At 64.4% G+C, this 14,604-nt stretch carries 20 protein-coding genes and 2 pseudogenes; 11 read left to right on the plus strand and 11 right to left on the minus strand.

What is annotated here, in order from left to right:
• Positions 1 to 15 precede the first annotated feature (15 nt).
• Together BFL43_RS06405 and BFL43_RS06410 are read left to right on the plus strand one after the other, a co-directional pair.
• A complete protein-coding gene (locus tag BFL43_RS06405; RefSeq protein WP_084891753.1) occupies positions 16 to 348 on the plus strand; it encodes a maleylpyruvate isomerase N-terminal domain-containing protein in 333 nt (110 codons plus the stop codon).
• Entirely contained in the window at positions 345 to 584 is a 240-nt protein-coding gene (locus BFL43_RS06410; protein ID WP_143695142.1) for a hypothetical protein, read from the plus strand. The genes BFL43_RS06405 and BFL43_RS06410 overlap by 4 nt, the downstream gene beginning before the upstream one ends.
• A gap of 44 nt (positions 585 to 628) precedes the next feature.
• On the opposite strand, the gene BFL43_RS06415 is transcribed toward BFL43_RS06410, so the two are convergent.
• On the minus strand, positions 629 to 1,048 hold the full coding sequence (locus tag BFL43_RS06415; RefSeq protein WP_084891755.1) for a hypothetical protein: 420 nt from the start codon (positions 1,046 to 1,048) through the stop codon (positions 629 to 631).
• 159 nt (positions 1,049 to 1,207) lie between these two features.
• On the opposite strand from BFL43_RS06415, the gene BFL43_RS06420 reads away from it, so the two are divergent.
• The 3 genes from BFL43_RS06420 (at position 1,208) to BFL43_RS06430 (ending at position 4,515) form a co-directional block, all read left to right on the plus strand.
• Positions 1,208 to 1,864: a response regulator transcription factor gene (locus tag BFL43_RS06420; RefSeq protein ID WP_084891756.1), complete on the plus strand. Its 657-nt coding sequence runs from the start codon at positions 1,208 to 1,210 to the stop codon at positions 1,862 to 1,864.
• On the plus strand, positions 1,861 to 3,639 hold the full coding sequence (locus tag BFL43_RS06425) for a histidine kinase (protein ID WP_084891757.1): 1,779 nt from the start codon (positions 1,861 to 1,863) through the stop codon (positions 3,637 to 3,639). The genes BFL43_RS06420 and BFL43_RS06425 overlap by 4 nt, the downstream gene beginning before the upstream one ends.
• 678 nt (positions 3,640 to 4,317) lie before the next feature.
• Entirely contained in the window at positions 4,318 to 4,515 is a 198-nt protein-coding gene (locus BFL43_RS06430) for a CsbD family protein (protein WP_084834410.1), read from the plus strand.
• 350 nt (positions 4,516 to 4,865) lie between these two features.
• Here the strand turns inward: BFL43_RS06430 and BFL43_RS06440 are convergent, their stop codons facing one another.
• Positions 4,866 to 5,525 (minus strand): alpha/beta fold hydrolase, encoded by a 660-nt coding sequence (locus BFL43_RS06440; protein WP_084891792.1) that lies wholly within the window; start codon positions 5,523 to 5,525, stop codon positions 4,866 to 4,868.
• A gap of 510 nt (positions 5,526 to 6,035) precedes the next feature.
• Between BFL43_RS06440 and BFL43_RS06450 the strand changes: the two genes are divergently transcribed.
• The gene (locus BFL43_RS06450) at positions 6,036 to 6,956 is read left to right on the plus strand and encodes a hypothetical protein (RefSeq protein WP_084891760.1); all 921 of its coding nucleotides are present in this window, start codon (positions 6,036 to 6,038) and stop codon (positions 6,954 to 6,956) included.
• A gap of 1 nt (position 6,957) precedes the next feature.
• Here BFL43_RS06450 and BFL43_RS06455 read toward each other — a convergent pair whose 3' ends face one another.
• Positions 6,958 to 7,410: a MarR family transcriptional regulator gene (locus BFL43_RS06455; protein WP_084891761.1), complete on the minus strand. Its 453-nt coding sequence runs from the start codon at positions 7,408 to 7,410 to the stop codon at positions 6,958 to 6,960.
• A 78-nt stretch (positions 7,411 to 7,488) separates the two neighbouring features.
• Between BFL43_RS06455 and BFL43_RS06460 the strand changes: the two genes are divergently transcribed.
• Positions 7,489 to 7,875 carry a VOC family protein gene (locus BFL43_RS06460; protein WP_206186624.1) on the plus strand — a complete coding sequence of 129 codons (387 nt, stop codon included), beginning with the start codon at positions 7,489 to 7,491 and terminating at the stop codon, positions 7,873 to 7,875.
• Between the two features lie 28 nt (positions 7,876 to 7,903).
• On the opposite strand, the gene BFL43_RS06465 is transcribed toward BFL43_RS06460, so the two are convergent.
• Positions 7,904 to 8,308 carry a YchJ family metal-binding protein gene (locus BFL43_RS06465; RefSeq protein ID WP_084891762.1) on the minus strand — a complete coding sequence of 135 codons (405 nt, stop codon included), beginning with the start codon at positions 8,306 to 8,308 and terminating at the stop codon, positions 7,904 to 7,906.
• Positions 8,309 to 8,325: 17 nt separating this feature from the next.
• Positions 8,326 to 9,261 (minus strand): AraC family transcriptional regulator, encoded by a 936-nt coding sequence (locus tag BFL43_RS06470; protein ID WP_084891763.1) that lies wholly within the window; start codon positions 9,259 to 9,261, stop codon positions 8,326 to 8,328.
• Between the two features lie 81 nt (positions 9,262 to 9,342).
• On the opposite strand from BFL43_RS06470, the gene BFL43_RS06475 reads away from it, so the two are divergent.
• The 3 genes from BFL43_RS06475 to BFL43_RS06480 are packed head-to-tail and all read left to right on the plus strand — an operon-like array spanning position 9,343 to position 11,027.
• Entirely contained in the window at positions 9,343 to 10,176 is an 834-nt protein-coding gene (locus tag BFL43_RS06475; RefSeq protein WP_084891794.1) for an NAD(P)H-binding protein, read from the plus strand.
• Positions 10,173 to 10,298 carry an NmrA family NAD(P)-binding protein gene (locus BFL43_RS28840; protein WP_168176546.1) on the plus strand — a complete coding sequence of 42 codons (126 nt, stop codon included), beginning with the start codon at positions 10,173 to 10,175 and terminating at the stop codon, positions 10,296 to 10,298. The genes BFL43_RS06475 and BFL43_RS28840 overlap by 4 nt, the downstream gene beginning before the upstream one ends.
• Positions 10,299 to 10,301: 3 nt before the next feature.
• Positions 10,302 to 11,027, plus strand: a complete 726-nt coding sequence (locus tag BFL43_RS06480; RefSeq protein WP_084891764.1) for an NmrA family NAD(P)-binding protein — start codon at positions 10,302 to 10,304, stop codon at positions 11,025 to 11,027.
• Between the two features lie 12 nt (positions 11,028 to 11,039).
• Here BFL43_RS06480 and BFL43_RS06485 read toward each other — a convergent pair whose 3' ends face one another.
• The 5 genes and pseudogenes from BFL43_RS06485 to BFL43_RS06505 form a co-directional block, all read right to left on the minus strand.
• Entirely contained in the window at positions 11,040 to 11,609 is a 570-nt protein-coding gene (locus tag BFL43_RS06485) for an AAA family ATPase (protein ID WP_084891765.1), read from the minus strand.
• The gene (locus tag BFL43_RS06490) at positions 11,606 to 11,992 is read right to left on the minus strand and encodes a hypothetical protein (RefSeq protein WP_084891766.1); all 387 of its coding nucleotides are present in this window, start codon (positions 11,990 to 11,992) and stop codon (positions 11,606 to 11,608) included. Before BFL43_RS06490 ends, BFL43_RS06485 begins: the two co-directional genes overlap by 4 nt.
• A 63-nt stretch (positions 11,993 to 12,055) precedes the next feature.
• Positions 12,056 to 12,886 (minus strand): annotated as a pseudogene (locus BFL43_RS06495) (LLM class F420-dependent oxidoreductase).
• A 40-nt stretch (positions 12,887 to 12,926) separates the two neighbouring features.
• Entirely contained in the window at positions 12,927 to 13,133 is a 207-nt protein-coding gene (locus BFL43_RS06500; RefSeq protein WP_143695144.1) for a hypothetical protein, read from the minus strand.
• Between the two features lie 163 nt (positions 13,134 to 13,296).
• Positions 13,297 to 13,556 (minus strand): annotated as a pseudogene (locus BFL43_RS06505) (hypothetical protein); the annotation flags it as partial.
• Between BFL43_RS06505 and BFL43_RS06510 the strand changes: the two are divergent.
• Entirely contained in the window at positions 13,552 to 13,824 is a 273-nt protein-coding gene (locus BFL43_RS06510; RefSeq protein WP_346425948.1) for a hypothetical protein, read from the plus strand. The pseudogene BFL43_RS06505 and the gene BFL43_RS06510 sit on opposite strands and share 5 nt — an antisense overlap.
• A 9-nt stretch (positions 13,825 to 13,833) precedes the next feature.
• On the opposite strand, the gene BFL43_RS06515 is transcribed toward BFL43_RS06510, so the two are convergent.
• Positions 13,834 to 14,541 (minus strand): hypothetical protein, encoded by a 708-nt coding sequence (locus BFL43_RS06515; RefSeq protein WP_143695145.1) that lies wholly within the window; start codon positions 14,539 to 14,541, stop codon positions 13,834 to 13,836.
• Positions 14,542 to 14,604 lie beyond the last annotated feature (63 nt).

Here is a 14,604-nt window from a genome sequence, read left to right on the forward strand (position 1 = left end):
ACCGGGAGGAAACAGATGATCGACTTCAGAGCGGCATCCGACGCATTGGCCGATCTCATCGAGCAGGTGGACGACAACGACCTGGCGCGCGCCACGCCCTGCGAGAGCTACACCGTGTCCGACCTGTTGATGCACATCGACGAAGGCGCCACCGGGTTCACCGCTGCCGCGGGCGGTGAGACCTCGAGCCCTGCGGCGATGGCGGTCGATGACGACGCGTCGCGCAGCAAGGTCGCCGAGCACGTCCGTGACCTGGCAAACGCGTGGGCGGAGCCCCGGGTCTGGGACGGCGATTCGGACTTGGCCGGCCTGGAGTGCCGAACGAGACGTGGGGGAAGATCGCGATGACAGAGGTGATCGTGCACGGCTGGGACCTCGCAGTCGCGACCAATCGAGGGTTCGTCCCGCCGGAATCAGTGGTGCTCGCCTGCCACGACCATGTGGAGGGGTTCCTGGCCGAGGCACCACTGCCGGAACTCTGGGGCGAACCGGTCGCCGCCGATGAAACGCTGTCGCTGCTGGACCGGACAGTGGCCATCGCCGGACGTGACCCGGATCGGTGGCGCGTGATGCCGCCCTCGTAAGACAACTGAGGGCGGCGGCGAACAAGTTGGCGACTGGCCATCCGTCAGGCCGGCTGCACCGATCCGACGTTCTCGCTGCGCTCGACCAGGAACGGCTTGCTCATCACCAGCGCGATCGTGACCACAGTCAGCACGATGAAAACGGCGACCAGTACAACGACGGACCCGGGGACGCCGGAGACGAAGAACGCGGGCACGGCTGACAACGCCGAGAGGAATCGGGTGATCACCACTCCGCGGACTGCATTGCGATTTCGCTTCCTCAACGCGATGACGGCCAGGACGATCGTCGCGACTCCCATCACTCCGGAGAACACCAGAACGGCAAACGGTGGCCCCGCGGCAGCGCCCTCGGGAGTGGGCATTGCAAGTCCGGCGATGTCGAGCACGCCGATGATGAGCGCAAGTACCAGTCCGATCTTGACCTTCTTGTTCAACGTGCCCGACTCTGTTGCAGCGTCCATCGTGGTCGTCCGTTCCGTGTGAAGTGAAGTGATGAGAACAGAATGGGCCGCCGGCGCCGTGCGGTCATGGGGGTAGGCACCCAGGTGGCCGGGCAATCGCCTTGGTCGAAGGGGGACGAACACCTGGTGGAAGGGGTCCGATGGGGTCAGACTCGTCCCATGGTCTCGGTTCTGGTGGTTGATGACCATCCGGTGGTCCGCAGCGGGATTCGAGCCCTGCTGTCGTCCCTGGATGGCATCGAGGTGTGCGGTGAGGCCGATTCCGGCGAGTCCGCCTTGCGCGAAGCCCATCTGTTGAAGCCCGATGTGGTGATCATGGATGTTCACATGCCCGGTGGCGACGGCATCGAGGCGACGCGCAGAATATGTTCCGCGCTGCCGAACACCGCGGTTCTCGTGCTGACGATGTTCGAGGATCAGGCGACCGTATTGGCGGCTCTCGAGGCCGGTGCCCGAGGTTATCTGCTCAAGGGTGCAGGGCAGGACGAGATCGAACACGCGCTACACGCCGCTGCCGTGGGTGAAACCGTGTTCGGCCCATCGATCGCCAAACAACTACTCGATGCCGCCGTGGGAACCAAACGCGTTCCTGCCGCAGCGTTTCCGCAATTGACTCCGCGCGAGTTGCAGATACTCGACCGCATCGCGCGCGGTGACGGTAACGCGGCGATCGCCCGGTCGTTCGAGGTTGCGAACAAGACCGTCAGCAACCACATTTCAGCGATCTTCGCCAAACTGCGAGTCGCCACCCGAGCCGAAGCCATCGTGTTGGCGCGTGACAACGGGCTCGGACGGACTGCATCCGGGGAACCGTGATAGTCGAGGTCGGTGGGTTCGCCGTTGCGGTCACGGCTGTTGTCAGCGGGATCTGCATGCTCGTGTGGATCCGGCGGCACGGCGATGACGACCCGGGTTCTCCGCTTGTCGCCCTCGGGTTCGTCGTATTTGGTGGTGTGCTCGGTGTCGGCGTGCTGTTGACCGGTGGGTCGGCAACGGAAGAAGCGGGGCGGCTGTTGATCGCCGCTGCACTGGCAGGAGTGGCTCCTCTGACGCTGGCGAATTATCCACGTCCCGACACGTCGCTGGCATCGAAAACCGCGATGGTGCTTGTGGGGGTTGCGACCGTCGTGACTCTGCTCGGAACCCGATGGGTGCCGCTGCTGTGGAGCGGTGCATTGCTCACTACGACGGTGCTGATCGCCCTGGTGTGGTGGCGAACAGAAAGGTCTGTCGGCCGGGACCGACGCTGCATGCTCTGGCTGGTGACCGTGTCGGCCACTGCGGTGCTGCTGCTCGGACACATGTTGTTCTTCGCGGATTCCCCTGATGGGCAGGTGTTCCTGGTACTCGCGGCGGTCATCGCACCGACAGTTCCTCCATTGCTGGCACTCGGGATGACGGTGCCCGACGTGGTCGATATCCGGCTCGTCATCAGCTGGATAGTGCTGTATCTGGCCATGTTCGAACTCACCGTCGCAGTCTTCTCGGCAGCTACCGTACTCATCGAGAACTCATCCGGGACCCCCACGTCCCGCGCCACCGGGGCGCTGATCGCCTTCGTTGTGGCGGCTGCGTTCGGGCCGGTGGCGTCCCGCCTGCGAGGTGTCGTGGACGAAGTCCTGTTCGGAAGTCGGGGTGATGCCGTCCACACCCTTTCCGGACTCGGGGAACAGCTTTCGGCCGCGGGCGGACCGGCAAACTGGGTGCTCAACCTTCGAGATGCGATCGGAGTCCCACGAATCGAATTGTGGGACAACGAACACCGCATCGCCATCGCTGGGTCCGGTGGCACAGATGATCTCGTGGTGATGCTGGCAGCGGACGGTGAGGAGGTCGGCAAGCTGGTTGTCGGCATACCGGCCGATTCGAGACGCCTGCACCCACAAGTTCGTTCGGTGCTGCAACTGGTGGCGGCGCCACTCGCTAGGGCGCTGCAAGGTGTGAATCTCACCGCCGACCTACGCGAGTCGCGCGGGCAGGTACTGACGGCGCTGGAGGAGGAACGCCGCCGCCTCCGCCGCGATCTTCACGACAGTCTGGGCCCGATCCTCACCGGTGTCGCATTCAACACCGATGCCGCTCGTAACCATGCCGCCACCGACCCCGCGGAAACCATTCGCCTGCTCGACACCGTGCGCTCCGAGACCGCCGGCGCCATCGTCGAGATCCGGCGGTTGGTCGAAGGGTTACGGCCACCGGCCCTCGACGAGATGGGGCTGGTGGGTGCGATGAAGCAGCGCCTGACGCAGCTGAGAACCGCCGATGGTGAAACCCTGACGGTGATGGTGACTGCGCCGGAACAACTTCCACCACTGCCAGCCGCAGTCGAGGTCGCTGCCTTCCGGATCGTCGTGGAAGCCGTCACGAATGTTGCCCGCCACTCCGGATCTGCCTCTGCCACGGTCACGCTCGACGTGGTCGACCGCAATTTCGTCATCGTCGTGAGAGATGAGGGACGATCAACCGGTACCTGGAGACCGGGGACCGGTCTGCAATCGATCCGAGAGCGCAGCGAACAGCTGGGCGGCACAGTTTCCTTCACGTCGGGACACGAGGGTGCTCGGGTGGACGTGAGCATTCCGTTCGCCTGAACGAACTGCGACCGCCTCCGCCAGCCGGGCGAACACCGAGTCTTCCAACCTGCGTGCTCCATTCGGCGGAGACTGCGGCTCATGCCCATGGCTCCCGCCGGTGCCACCACTGCAGAGTTCGCGGCGCGTCAGTCGGAACCGTCACATCACGAAAGCGGTCGTCGAGCCTGGTGACCGCCATGCGAAGTCTGTGGGCATTGCGGCCCTTGCGATGTATGTATTTCTCGAGTTGGGCGCGTGGTTCGCTTCCCAACGAAGAGATGACACAGTCCGGATGGTCGCAATATTGCGGCTGCGGAGTGCCTGCGAGCAGGAGACTTCGGATATCGACACGGACGTAGTTCCCGGTTCGCTCTCTACGTTCCAGGAACTCGACTTGGTCTCGCCACCGGTTCAAGTAGGTGATTGTGGTGCTCTGCCGACGCCGCCTGCGCCTGCGTCGCCGAGCATACGACGCCCCGGTGGGGTCGATCGGGTCAGACATTCGCTTTCAGAAGCGCGTCCGGCTGCATCGTGCGTGGGCGGCTCATGCGCCTTTCAGTGGTGTCATGTCACCGACGCTAACACATCGTGTTCTGGCTCACTTCTGCGTGCAACTTCCGTGCTCTGACCCGTCTCAACTCATGTAAGGCGCGACCGGGCAATGGGGTTCGGCGCGAGTAATAGGAGGAGAGAACAATGGCTGACTTCATCGACAAGGCAAAGCACAAGGCCGAAGAGGTTGCGGGCAAGGCGAAGGAGAAGATCGGCGAGGCGACCGGCAATGACGACCTCCGGGCCGAGGGCGCAGCCGACCAGGGCAAGGGCAAGACCAAGCAGGTCGGCGACAACATCTCCGATGCGGCGTCGAACGTGAAGAGCAAGCTCACCGACTGAGTTCGGCTGCCACTCAAGTTGCGAGGGGTGGGGTGGTGGCCGGTATCGGCCACCACCTCCTCTCTCCTTACCCGTGAGACGAGAACAAGGAGAACCATGATCCCGCTGTTGGCACGAAAATACCTGTACCGCTACCTGATTCTCGCAATCGTTCTGCCGCTGGTCGCAAAGATTCTACTGACGGCAGGGCATCGGATAGAGCGGCGAAACGACAATCCGACGGCCGTATCAAGACTGCTGATAAGAATTGGCTCGTACAGTCGGCGTAAGGCGCGTACTGCTGACGCCGATGACGAACAGAAGAAGCCGCCTCGGTCGATCATCGGGCGCCGCGGGAAGTAACCCGCAGTCTACGGCTGTCGCAGGATTGCGCTGATGCGATCGACGATTTCACCGGCCACGTCAAGGGTGGCCGAATCATCTGCAGGACAATATCTGTCGGCGTCCGCGTCGTAGATGGCGCCGGCGATCGAGCCATGGTCGGCATCGAAGGTGATGAGCTCGCGCGGCCAATCGTCGAGCGCAGCGGCGAAATCTTCACTCGCAGTGAGCGGAACCACGTCATCGGACATGCCGTGTAACAGCGTGATCGGTATCCGAGCTCCGGTCGGCAGATCGCCAGTGGGGAGGCTTTCGCCCGTCAGCGGATTGGTTGCGCCGAACGCACCGGCCAAGGTGATGACCCGTGACACGGGACTGCCGTAGTGGTCGGCGTGTAGAGCCACTCCGGCGGCCGCCGTCCCGCCCAGCGACCAGCCGATCAGCGCGAATGTACCGGCGGCTGCGGCGTAACGCAGGGACCCCAACAGGTCGTCGCGACCACGGTCGGCGGCATGCGAATCCCAGTCGGGAACGATCACGTAGAACCCATGATCGGCGAGCAGCGTCGCGAATGGTCGCAACACTGCCCGTGCATCGGTCTGGGTGCCGTGCCACAACAGGACAACAGGGTCCGTCGCGTCGCCGAATACATCGACTAGCCGGCCCGAGGCGTATTCATTGGTCTCCACCACTCCAGTGTGCCCAGCGACGGAACCCGAGACACATCGCGGGGACTGCGGCAGAATGACCGGCGTGATGAAATCCTGCGGTACCGGCAGCACAGTCGTCGACTCGGCGGCCACGGCGGATTCAACCGCGGTGGCGGGGTCGATGGCCACCTCGTCGAGCGCCGCCGTGGCGGGATCGATCGGGACTGTGGCGAGTGCAGGTGTCGCGGGTTCGGCAGGGACTGTGGCGAGCGCTGGGGTCGGTACCTCCGTTGCGACGGTGGCCAGTGCTGTGGTCGCGGGCTCTGCGGTCACCGCGACGAGCGCGGTGGTCGCCGGAAGTGCCGGCACCGCATTCTCTTTCGGCATCGCAGGGTGTCTCGGCGTCGTGGCGAGCGCGCTGTGCCAGCGGTGCATCGCCTGTGTGGGGTGCGTCGGATGCACGGACTGCATCGGGTGTGTGGGGTGCTACAACTGCTCCGGCCTGCGCGGTGCGGTCGGTTTGCGCGACGTGCATGTCTGAGCGCGGTTGTGCCGCGATATCAGATCACAGCCGCTGACCGCCGGGCTCTGCCCGAAGCGTTGCGAGGTCGGTCGAGCGGCCACCTCGGCTACGACGAAGCCGAACGCAGGCGGCCTTTCGCGCACTACTTTCGCTCGCACACCGAGCCGATCCAATCGCACGTCCATCAGGGACTACTGCGTGGCCGCGTCCCGGCCGAGTTCGGCTACGAGGTCGACGATGCTCCCGCGCAACTGAGGGCGCCCGGCTACGGCCCGATGGAAACCGGCTGCACGCGGACGGTGAACGGTACTGTGCTCGTCGCGTGTCTGACTGATATGCCCGGTGTCACCGCGGACATGTGGGACTGGTGGTTCGGGTGGCACCTGGCGGACTCCGCACGCTACAAACTATGGCATCCGGTGGCGCACCAGCAAGCGTGTGTCGCCGAGGATCGCAGCGGCGACCCAGGCCTGACGGACCGAGAGAAGTACATCGACAACGTCTCCTTTGTCGATGAGTACATCGGTGCCAAGAAGCTGCGTCTGGCAATCCGTTTCGTCGATCCCACAACGCTCGGATTTGCCGATCGCCCCAGCGTGACGCACATCTGCGCCCGGATCGGCGTGACCTACCTGCCGGTGGCAGCCGGATGGCTCGTCCATCAGGTGCGGCCCACCGACCGCGGCTGCGAGATGCGGTCCCGGTTCTTCATGGGTCCAGGCGAGATCCTCTCGCTCCCGGGCAAGGCGGTTTCCGTACCCGGTGCCGCACCGTTCCTCACGTCTCGCGTGGGCAGGATGATCGCGCACCCGGTTGTCGACGTCGCGGTACGAACGAACTTCAACGATCGTCTCGCTCACGACCTGCTTCACCACTGCGCGAGCGAGATGAACCACCTTGCAGGCTTTTTGCCGGCGTTGTACGACGAGTTCAAGTCGGTGCCCTGACTCATCCGGGGTCGGATGCGAGAAGTGAGTCGCGGCACGACGTGAGCAGCGCGAGAAGTCTCGACATGTCGGGCGCCGCGAGTTGGCTGGTCATCGTGTTCGCGACCGCAGCGACTTCGATGTGCGCACGTTCGAGTAGGGACGCTGCTGCAGGGGTGAGAACGGTGGCACGTTCGCGTCGTGGTCCGGGCTCCTCGGAACGCTCGATGAGTCCGCGTTTCTCCAGCCCCTGCAACAGGACATTCATGGATTGGCGCGACACAAAGGCGTGCCGGGCGAGTTCGGAACTCGTACTGGCGGGTGTGTGATCCAGAGCCTGCAGGCATGCGTACTGCGGCACGCTCAGTTCCAGGTGGCGCAGTCGCTCGGCCATACGCTGATGGAGGATCGCCTGGGTCTCCTTGACCAGAAGCCCCAACGCCTCGGCAGCTGTGTCGTCACGCAATTGTGTCATGTCAACATTTTGACACGGCCAGAAATGAGTGTCAGTATATTGACATCAACACAAGCCCGACGACAGCAGGAGTTCGATATGACGAACAGCATCAGCACGACCACCAGCGGACCTGACTTCGTCTCGTTCCAGGTGCGCGACCTGGCGGCGTCCGCAACGTTCTACGCGGACGCGATCGGCCTCAACCGGCTACCGGCGGCCAACCCCGCTGCAGTGGTGTTCTCCTCGGGCGGAACCGCTTTCGCGGTACGTGAACCGTTTCCCGGAGTGGATCTCGATGCCATCGGCCAACTTGGTGGCGGCATCGGCGTGTGGTTCGGCAGCGAGGATCCGGCCGGGTTGCACGCACGCCTCGTCGAGCGGGGAGTGCCGATCGTCCAAGAACCGTTCGACGGCCCGTTCGGGCTGCAGTTCTCGCTCCGTGACCCAGACGGCTACCTCATCACCATTCACACCGCGGGTTGAGAGCCTGTCGACGCGACGAGCTGGTCGGTCAGCTCGGAGTAATCGAGCCGTCGACGTACACCCAGTGTCCATCGTACCGTTCGAATCGACTGTGCTCGCTGAGGGTTCCGGCCTGACCGGCTCTGACACGGTAGAACGCGGTGAACGCGACCTCGCCTGTCGAGTCGAATGGAGAACCGCCGCGAGTCGATTCGATGTCCAGGCGGTACCAACGCATCGCGTCGTCGAGGTCGAGTTCGGCCGGCCTCGTGCGCGGGTGCCAGCTGTGGAGCAGGTAGTTGCGGTCGCCGGTCGCGAAGGCGGTGAAGCGCGACCGCATCAGTGCTTCGGCGGTCGGCGCCGGGCGGTCGCCGGCCAATACTGGTCCGCAGCAGTCGTCGAAGGGGAGTCCGCTGGTGCATGGGCAGCGTCGATCGGAGATGGCCACCGACACAGCCTAGGTGGGTGCGGTCATATCGCCAGGCCGACCTTCGTGCGGTGGGTGCTGGGATTGACCCCTTTCGTGCGTTTGAACGCCGTGCTGAAGGTGAACGGATCGGCGTACCCCACGGACTGTGCGACGTCCGCGATGCTCAGGTCCGGGCGGTCGGTGAGCCGATCTGCGGCGATGGTCATCCGCCACTGGGTCAGGTAGGTCAGCGGAGGTTCGCCGACGAGGTCGGTGAACCGTTTGGCGAGGGTGGCACGGGACACCCCTGCCCGGCGAGCCAGCGCGGCCACGGTCCACGGAGCGTCGACCTCGGCGTGCATCAGTTGGAGCACCGGTCCGACAACCGGGTCGTGCAAGGCTGAATACCATTGCGGCGCAGCCTGTTCTTGGTCGTCGAACCAGGTGCGCAGTGAGCAGACGAGCAACCAGTCGAGAAGTCGGTCGAGAACGATCTGTTGCCCGGGCCGGTCGGCGGCGACCTCCGTCGCGAGATAGCGTGCGACCGGATCGGCGTCGGTGTCGGGTGGGATGCGGATGATCGGTGGCAGCACCTGCAGCAGCCGGTCGCCGATCTCGCCGTGCACCGGATAGGCGCCGACAACGATGGAGGTCGAAGCGTCGGGGTCCCCGCAATCGGCCCACCCCAGGCGATGCCGAGCGCCACCGTTCTCGGGAATGGAGCAATGGTCGCCGCAGGCCACAGGTTCGGCAAGGGTGTCCACCTCATCTCGAAAGGAGAACGGCTCCGGTCCGCGGAGGACGACAGTGTCCCCGCCGGACACTCGCAGCGGCTCATGATCGTCACGGACGATCCACCCCGCACCGTCGACCACCACGCACAACGTCAGTGGGGCGCCGTCGATGAAGTCGAGGGCCCATGGGGCGGAGAGTGTCGAATAGCCGAAGACCGAGCCGTGCGACCGCACGCCACGGAGAAGGTCACCAAACGCGTCCATGAACGCCACCTTAGACGAATCAACAGGCAAACCAGTGCCTGAACTATGGAATGCTCTGCGAATGGTGGCTTGACTGGTCTCATGAACCACAACACAATCCTTGTTCTCGGTGCCACAGGCAAGACCGGACGCCGGGTGACAGCCCGTCTCCGGCTACTCGGCGCACCGGTCCGACCGGTATCTCGATCCACCGCCATCCCGTTCGACTGGTCACGCCCGGACACCTGGGACGCCGCGCTCGACGGTGCGTCGTCGGCTTACCTTGTTCCACCGGCCGAGGTCGGGCCGGTCGACCACTTCATCGACCGGGCGCAGGCGGCGGGCCTACGTCGTGTGACCTTGCTGTCCGGCCGGGCGGCCGACAGCTGGGGCGACTCCATCTTCGGACTCGACATGCGCGCGGCAGAACGGGCCGTGCGCGCCTCGGCTCTCGACTGGACCATCGTCCGTTCGTCGAACTTCAACCAGAACTTCTCCGAAGAGGTGTTCCTCGAGCCCCTGCTGCAGGGAGAACTCGCCGCTCCACCGGGGGACGTGCCCGAACCCTTCGTCGACATCGAAGACGTGGCCTCGGTCGCGGCCGAGGTGCTGACGAATCCGGGACACGAGGGAAAGACGTACGAGCTGACCGGACCACGCGGCATCACGTTCGATGAGGTGGTGGGTTTGATCGCCGCCGCCTCGGGCCGAACGATCACCTACCGGCAGATCACCCCTGGGCAGTACGCCGACACGCTCACCGAGCAAGGGTTGTCCCGCGCCGAAGCTGACACCATCGCCGCGATGTACGAGCTCATGGAGCGGGGGCTGATCTCGGAGACCACTGATGACATCCGACGCGTACTTGGCAGGGCGCCGGCGACATTCGAAGACTACGTCGTTCGCACGGCTGCCGACGGGAGGTGGCAGGCATGAGAGTTTTGGTGCTGGGAGCGACAGGAAAGACAGGTCGGCAGGTGGTGCGCGCGCTCAACTCGGTGGACGGAGTCGACGTCCGGGCGGTGTCGAGGTCTGGCGGCCCCATCGAGGACGGCTGATCGGTGTGGTTCGACTGGGACGACCGGACCAGCTGGGCGCCCGTGGTCGACGGCGTCGATGCGGTATATCTGGTCGACTCGCAGCAATCGGATGCGGCGCAGTCGATGTCAGACTTCACAGTCATGGCGAAGCGAGCCGGGGTGACCCACGCGGTGCTGCCGTCGTCGCGTGACGCCGTGGTCTCGCACCGGCCGGGTGACGCAGCGGTGGTGTCTGCAGTGCAGTCATCCGGGATGACGTGGACGGTGCTCCGGCCGACGTGGTTCATGCAGGTATTCAGTGAATGGGATCTGTTCCGCGACAGTATTGTCGAAGGACGTCTCGCCGGCACGTCAGGTGACGGTCGCGAGCCGTTCATCGATACCCGCGACATCGGTGATGTCGCAGCTGCGTCGCTGCTGGACCCAGAACGCCACGCAGGAAAGGATTATCAGCTCTCCGGACCTGACCTCATGACGTTCGCAGACGCGGCCGGGTCGATAGGGCAGGCGGCCGGCACCGACGTCGACTACGAGCAGATGGCCGACCAGGACTTCGTCGCGTACCTGGCCGAGCGGCGAGGGGTGGCCGGTCCGTTGGCAGCTGACCTGGCGCAGGTCTTCGGCTGGATCCGCGAAGGTCGCAACGCACATGTCTCTGGCGGTGTCCGCGAGGTGCTCGGACGGGCTCCGCGCAGCTTCGCCGATTTCATCGAAGAGGCTGCGGCGCAGGGGGTTTGGGCTGGGTGACTGTTGGGGGTTTCAGGCCGACAGACTCAGTGCTGTCGGTGTCCAGGCAGGCCACGAGATCGCGCCGACAGGCGAACCCCCGGCGAACCGGGCCACGATTCTTGGGGTGCCACCTGCGGAGTCGTACACCGTGGCCTGCTCTGACCTGCCGATGGCTGTGGCGACCAGTGGCCACAATCGGGCATAGCGTTCGCGGATCTTCGCTTCCGGAACCGAATGCCCGCCCGCCGCAACGCGATGCGAGACACGCAAGACCGCAAGAGATTCGGGAACCAGCAGCACGTGGACGACGACCACGAAACCCTCGGATTGCGCCCGGGAGATCAGGTCGAGCTTCGACGGGTGCGAGAACACGGTTTCGGCTATGAAGGATCGGCCCGCGGCGATGAGGGCATCACGGGTCGCCGCGGCCGACTGCGCTGCCTCGTACGACTTTGCCTCGGCATCGTCGGGCCACTTCTGGCGCGCGATCACGTCAGCGTTGACGAAGACACTGTTCGGCAAAATGGGGGCGAGTCCGCGTTCGACGAAGGTGGATTTGCCCGAACCGTTCGGTCCGATCACCAGGTCGAGGCGCTTCACTCGCTGTCGAGCACGCGGATGGTGCCGTCAGGGCTCTGCTCGACAAGCCGTCCCTGGTCGTCGAGAACGACGGTCGTGATTCCGCTCGCGGCGAGTTCGGCCCGGTAGTCGGTGCGGTCCAGGCCTTCGGCAATCTTGACGTCGACCTCTGCGTTGAAGAGCCGACCCTCTGCGTCGGTGAGATCGGCAGTCGGCACCGTGCCCGTCAAGGCTTGCTGCACTCGACTCAGGGCCGAGGTCTCATGGGCTGTCATGGCCTGCCCGATCCGGGCCCAGTACTCGAGTTGTTGGCGGCCGGTCCGGTTCTGTCGTTGCCCTTCAGCGATGGCTGAATCGACCAGAGTTGAATCGAATCTGGTCACCTTGTCTGCGGACTGGGTCATGACAGCTCCTCGCGTAGCACTGTGCTACCAACTGTAGCTCTCTGCTACGCGCCGCGGCGTGGCTCAGCGATAAGGGTCTGCTGCAGCCACGAACTCGTCGAGTGTGGCCAGCGTTTCTGCTTCTGGGCGCGTCGGCAGCAGGAAGGTGACGCGCTCGACGTTCGCTGCGGCGTATCCGTCGAGTTCTTCGGCTTTGCGCCCTGCGCCGAAGATGGTGAAGGGGATGTCGGATCTGCCGCGCTCGGCCAACTCCGTCCGTACGCGGATCAGGTCGTCGGCGCTCGTATGCGCCCGGGGAAGCCACGCGTCGGCGTAGTTCACCAGGCGATCGATGGCCGCGGGACTCTCGCCGCCGATGTAGATCGGGGGATGCGGTTTCTGGACCGGTTTCGGCCAGGCGAAGATCGGATCGAAGTTGATGTGCTCGCCGTGGAACTCGGCCTCGTCTTCGGTCCAGATCTGCTTCAGTGCGGCCAACTGCTCGTTGATGAGCGCGCCCCGGGTCTTGGGGTTGGTGCCGTGATTGCTCATCTCTTCGCGGTTTTAGCCGACCCCGACCCCGAAGGCCACCCGTCCACCGGAGAGCAGGTCGAGGGTCGCAACCTCCTTCGCGGTGTGGATGAGGTCTCGCTGGGGCAGCAAGGCGATCCCGGTGCCGAGGAGCAATCGCTCGGTGGCTGCTGCGGCAGCGGTGAGTGCGAGGAACGGGTCGAGAGTGCGGTAGTACACCCGTGGCAGGTCGCCGCCCCCTGGGTACGGAGAGTCGCGGCTGACCGGGATATGCGAGTGTTCGGCCAGAAACAACGAATCGAAACCACGCTCCTCCAGCGCTCTGGCGAGCGCATCGGGGCGAATGCCTTCATCGGTCACGAATGTAGAGACTCCGAAATCCATACTTCCCATGGAAGCACAGTGGATTGGAGCGACCTGTCGATCAGTTCTGACCAGCACTTTCTGTGGAGACGGCATGCGCTTCGCGGCACGCGTCCTCGGCGACTTCCAGGGCGACCACGACGCGCCCGAGGGCGACCCGGGCGTCCAGGACTCCGTGGAGAGCGGCCGAGCGTTGGGCGTGTATCGCACGTAAGCGCGCCTCGTGCAGGGACTCGAACAGCTCGCTGGTCTCCTGGAATGCGTTCATGACTGCATCCCGCTCGACGTCTTGCTTGTTGCCCCAGCACTTGGATGCGCAGTGCATGCTGACATATGACCCCCGACTGTCTCACCGCGTCTCGGTTGGTCGAAACTAGACACCTCGACCTGACAGTGTCAACTTTAGGGCAACCCACGGGCTTCGCCGGCTATCAGATCGGTGAGTGCGCAGACATGGGAGCGGGCCCGCGCATCTCGAGGTAGTGCTGTGCGATGTCGTCGCTGGTGGTCAGCCAGACATCGGGCTGCGCGGCGAGATAGGCGAGAGCCTGATCGAGATACTTGTGACGGAATGGTTGGCCGATGACAAACGGGTGCAGAGCGAGGGCCATCACGCGCCCACTGGTCGCGGATCGGAGTGCAACTGTTCATAGGTGTCGGTGACCATCTGGAGGAGATCGGGCCCGGTGAGGGAGTGGGCCGTCGATCGGGTGATCCACATCCAAGAACTCTTCGCTGCCGGCCTGGCCAGCAAGAAGATCTCAGAGTTGCTTCCCTGTATGCGGGACGTCGATGGCGGGCCGTCCGAGACCGCCACGCCGAAGCTGATCGAACTGCTCGAAGCCGAACGCGCGCGTATCGACGAGGCGATACGCGACCTCGCGAATTCACGCGCGGTGCTGGACGATGTCATCGACGTGGCATCGGGGACGAACCACACTGAGTTATCGTCGTCTTGAAGGGTTCAGTTATGCGGAATTGACTCGTTCTGTACCTGTCGCCTGCGCCAATCGTTTGCGCTGCCGCGCATCTCGCGCAGCCACCGATGCGTGCACGAGGGTCTTGCCGGTCCCGCTACCTACGGACTTGGACAGACCCGCGCTCATTCGATCCCAGATGTCCACCCCGCCGACGTCGAGAACGTAGTCATCCGCCTGACGTTCGTGCCACCGCCAGACAGGCACGCGCACCGCAAGCCACAGGGCTGCCAGGACGAGTTGGGCGGTCCACAGGTACCAACCGGGATAGTCGTCGCCGCTGAGCCAACTCAACAGCACGAAGACGACGATCGGCAGGGTCATGAGCGCCAGCAGCACCTCGGGGGTGATGAAGACCCGCAGGCTGATGCGCCGGCGCCGGTGGCCGAGTTCGTGCAACAGGATGCCGTCGATCACCCCGTGCGTCTTTGGATCAGTCAAGAGGGTTTCGGCAATCTGCGGTGATTCGAACATCTTTGGCAGATTCACGCCGATGCGGTCGGTGCCCATCCAGCCGTAGCCGGCAACAGTATATTTTCCCGGTCCGCGCCGCGTGTATCGCGGCTCGAATCCAACTGGCCGCAGAGGTGGCTGTCCGGACAGCTGGACCATTGCGTTCGCGCGTTGTTGGATCAGGTCTCGCGCCGGCGCCCACGCCGGATCGTCATGGGCAAGCGGCCGCTGCTTCTCAGAACTCATCATGTCCCCCCGTACAGATGTGAGAGGTTGAATATAGAGCGTTGTGCCGAGCGGCTGTGTATC

This window comes from Williamsia sp. 1135 (assembly GCF_002095395.1).
Lineage (GTDB): Bacteria > Actinomycetota > Actinomycetes > Mycobacteriales > Mycobacteriaceae > Williamsia.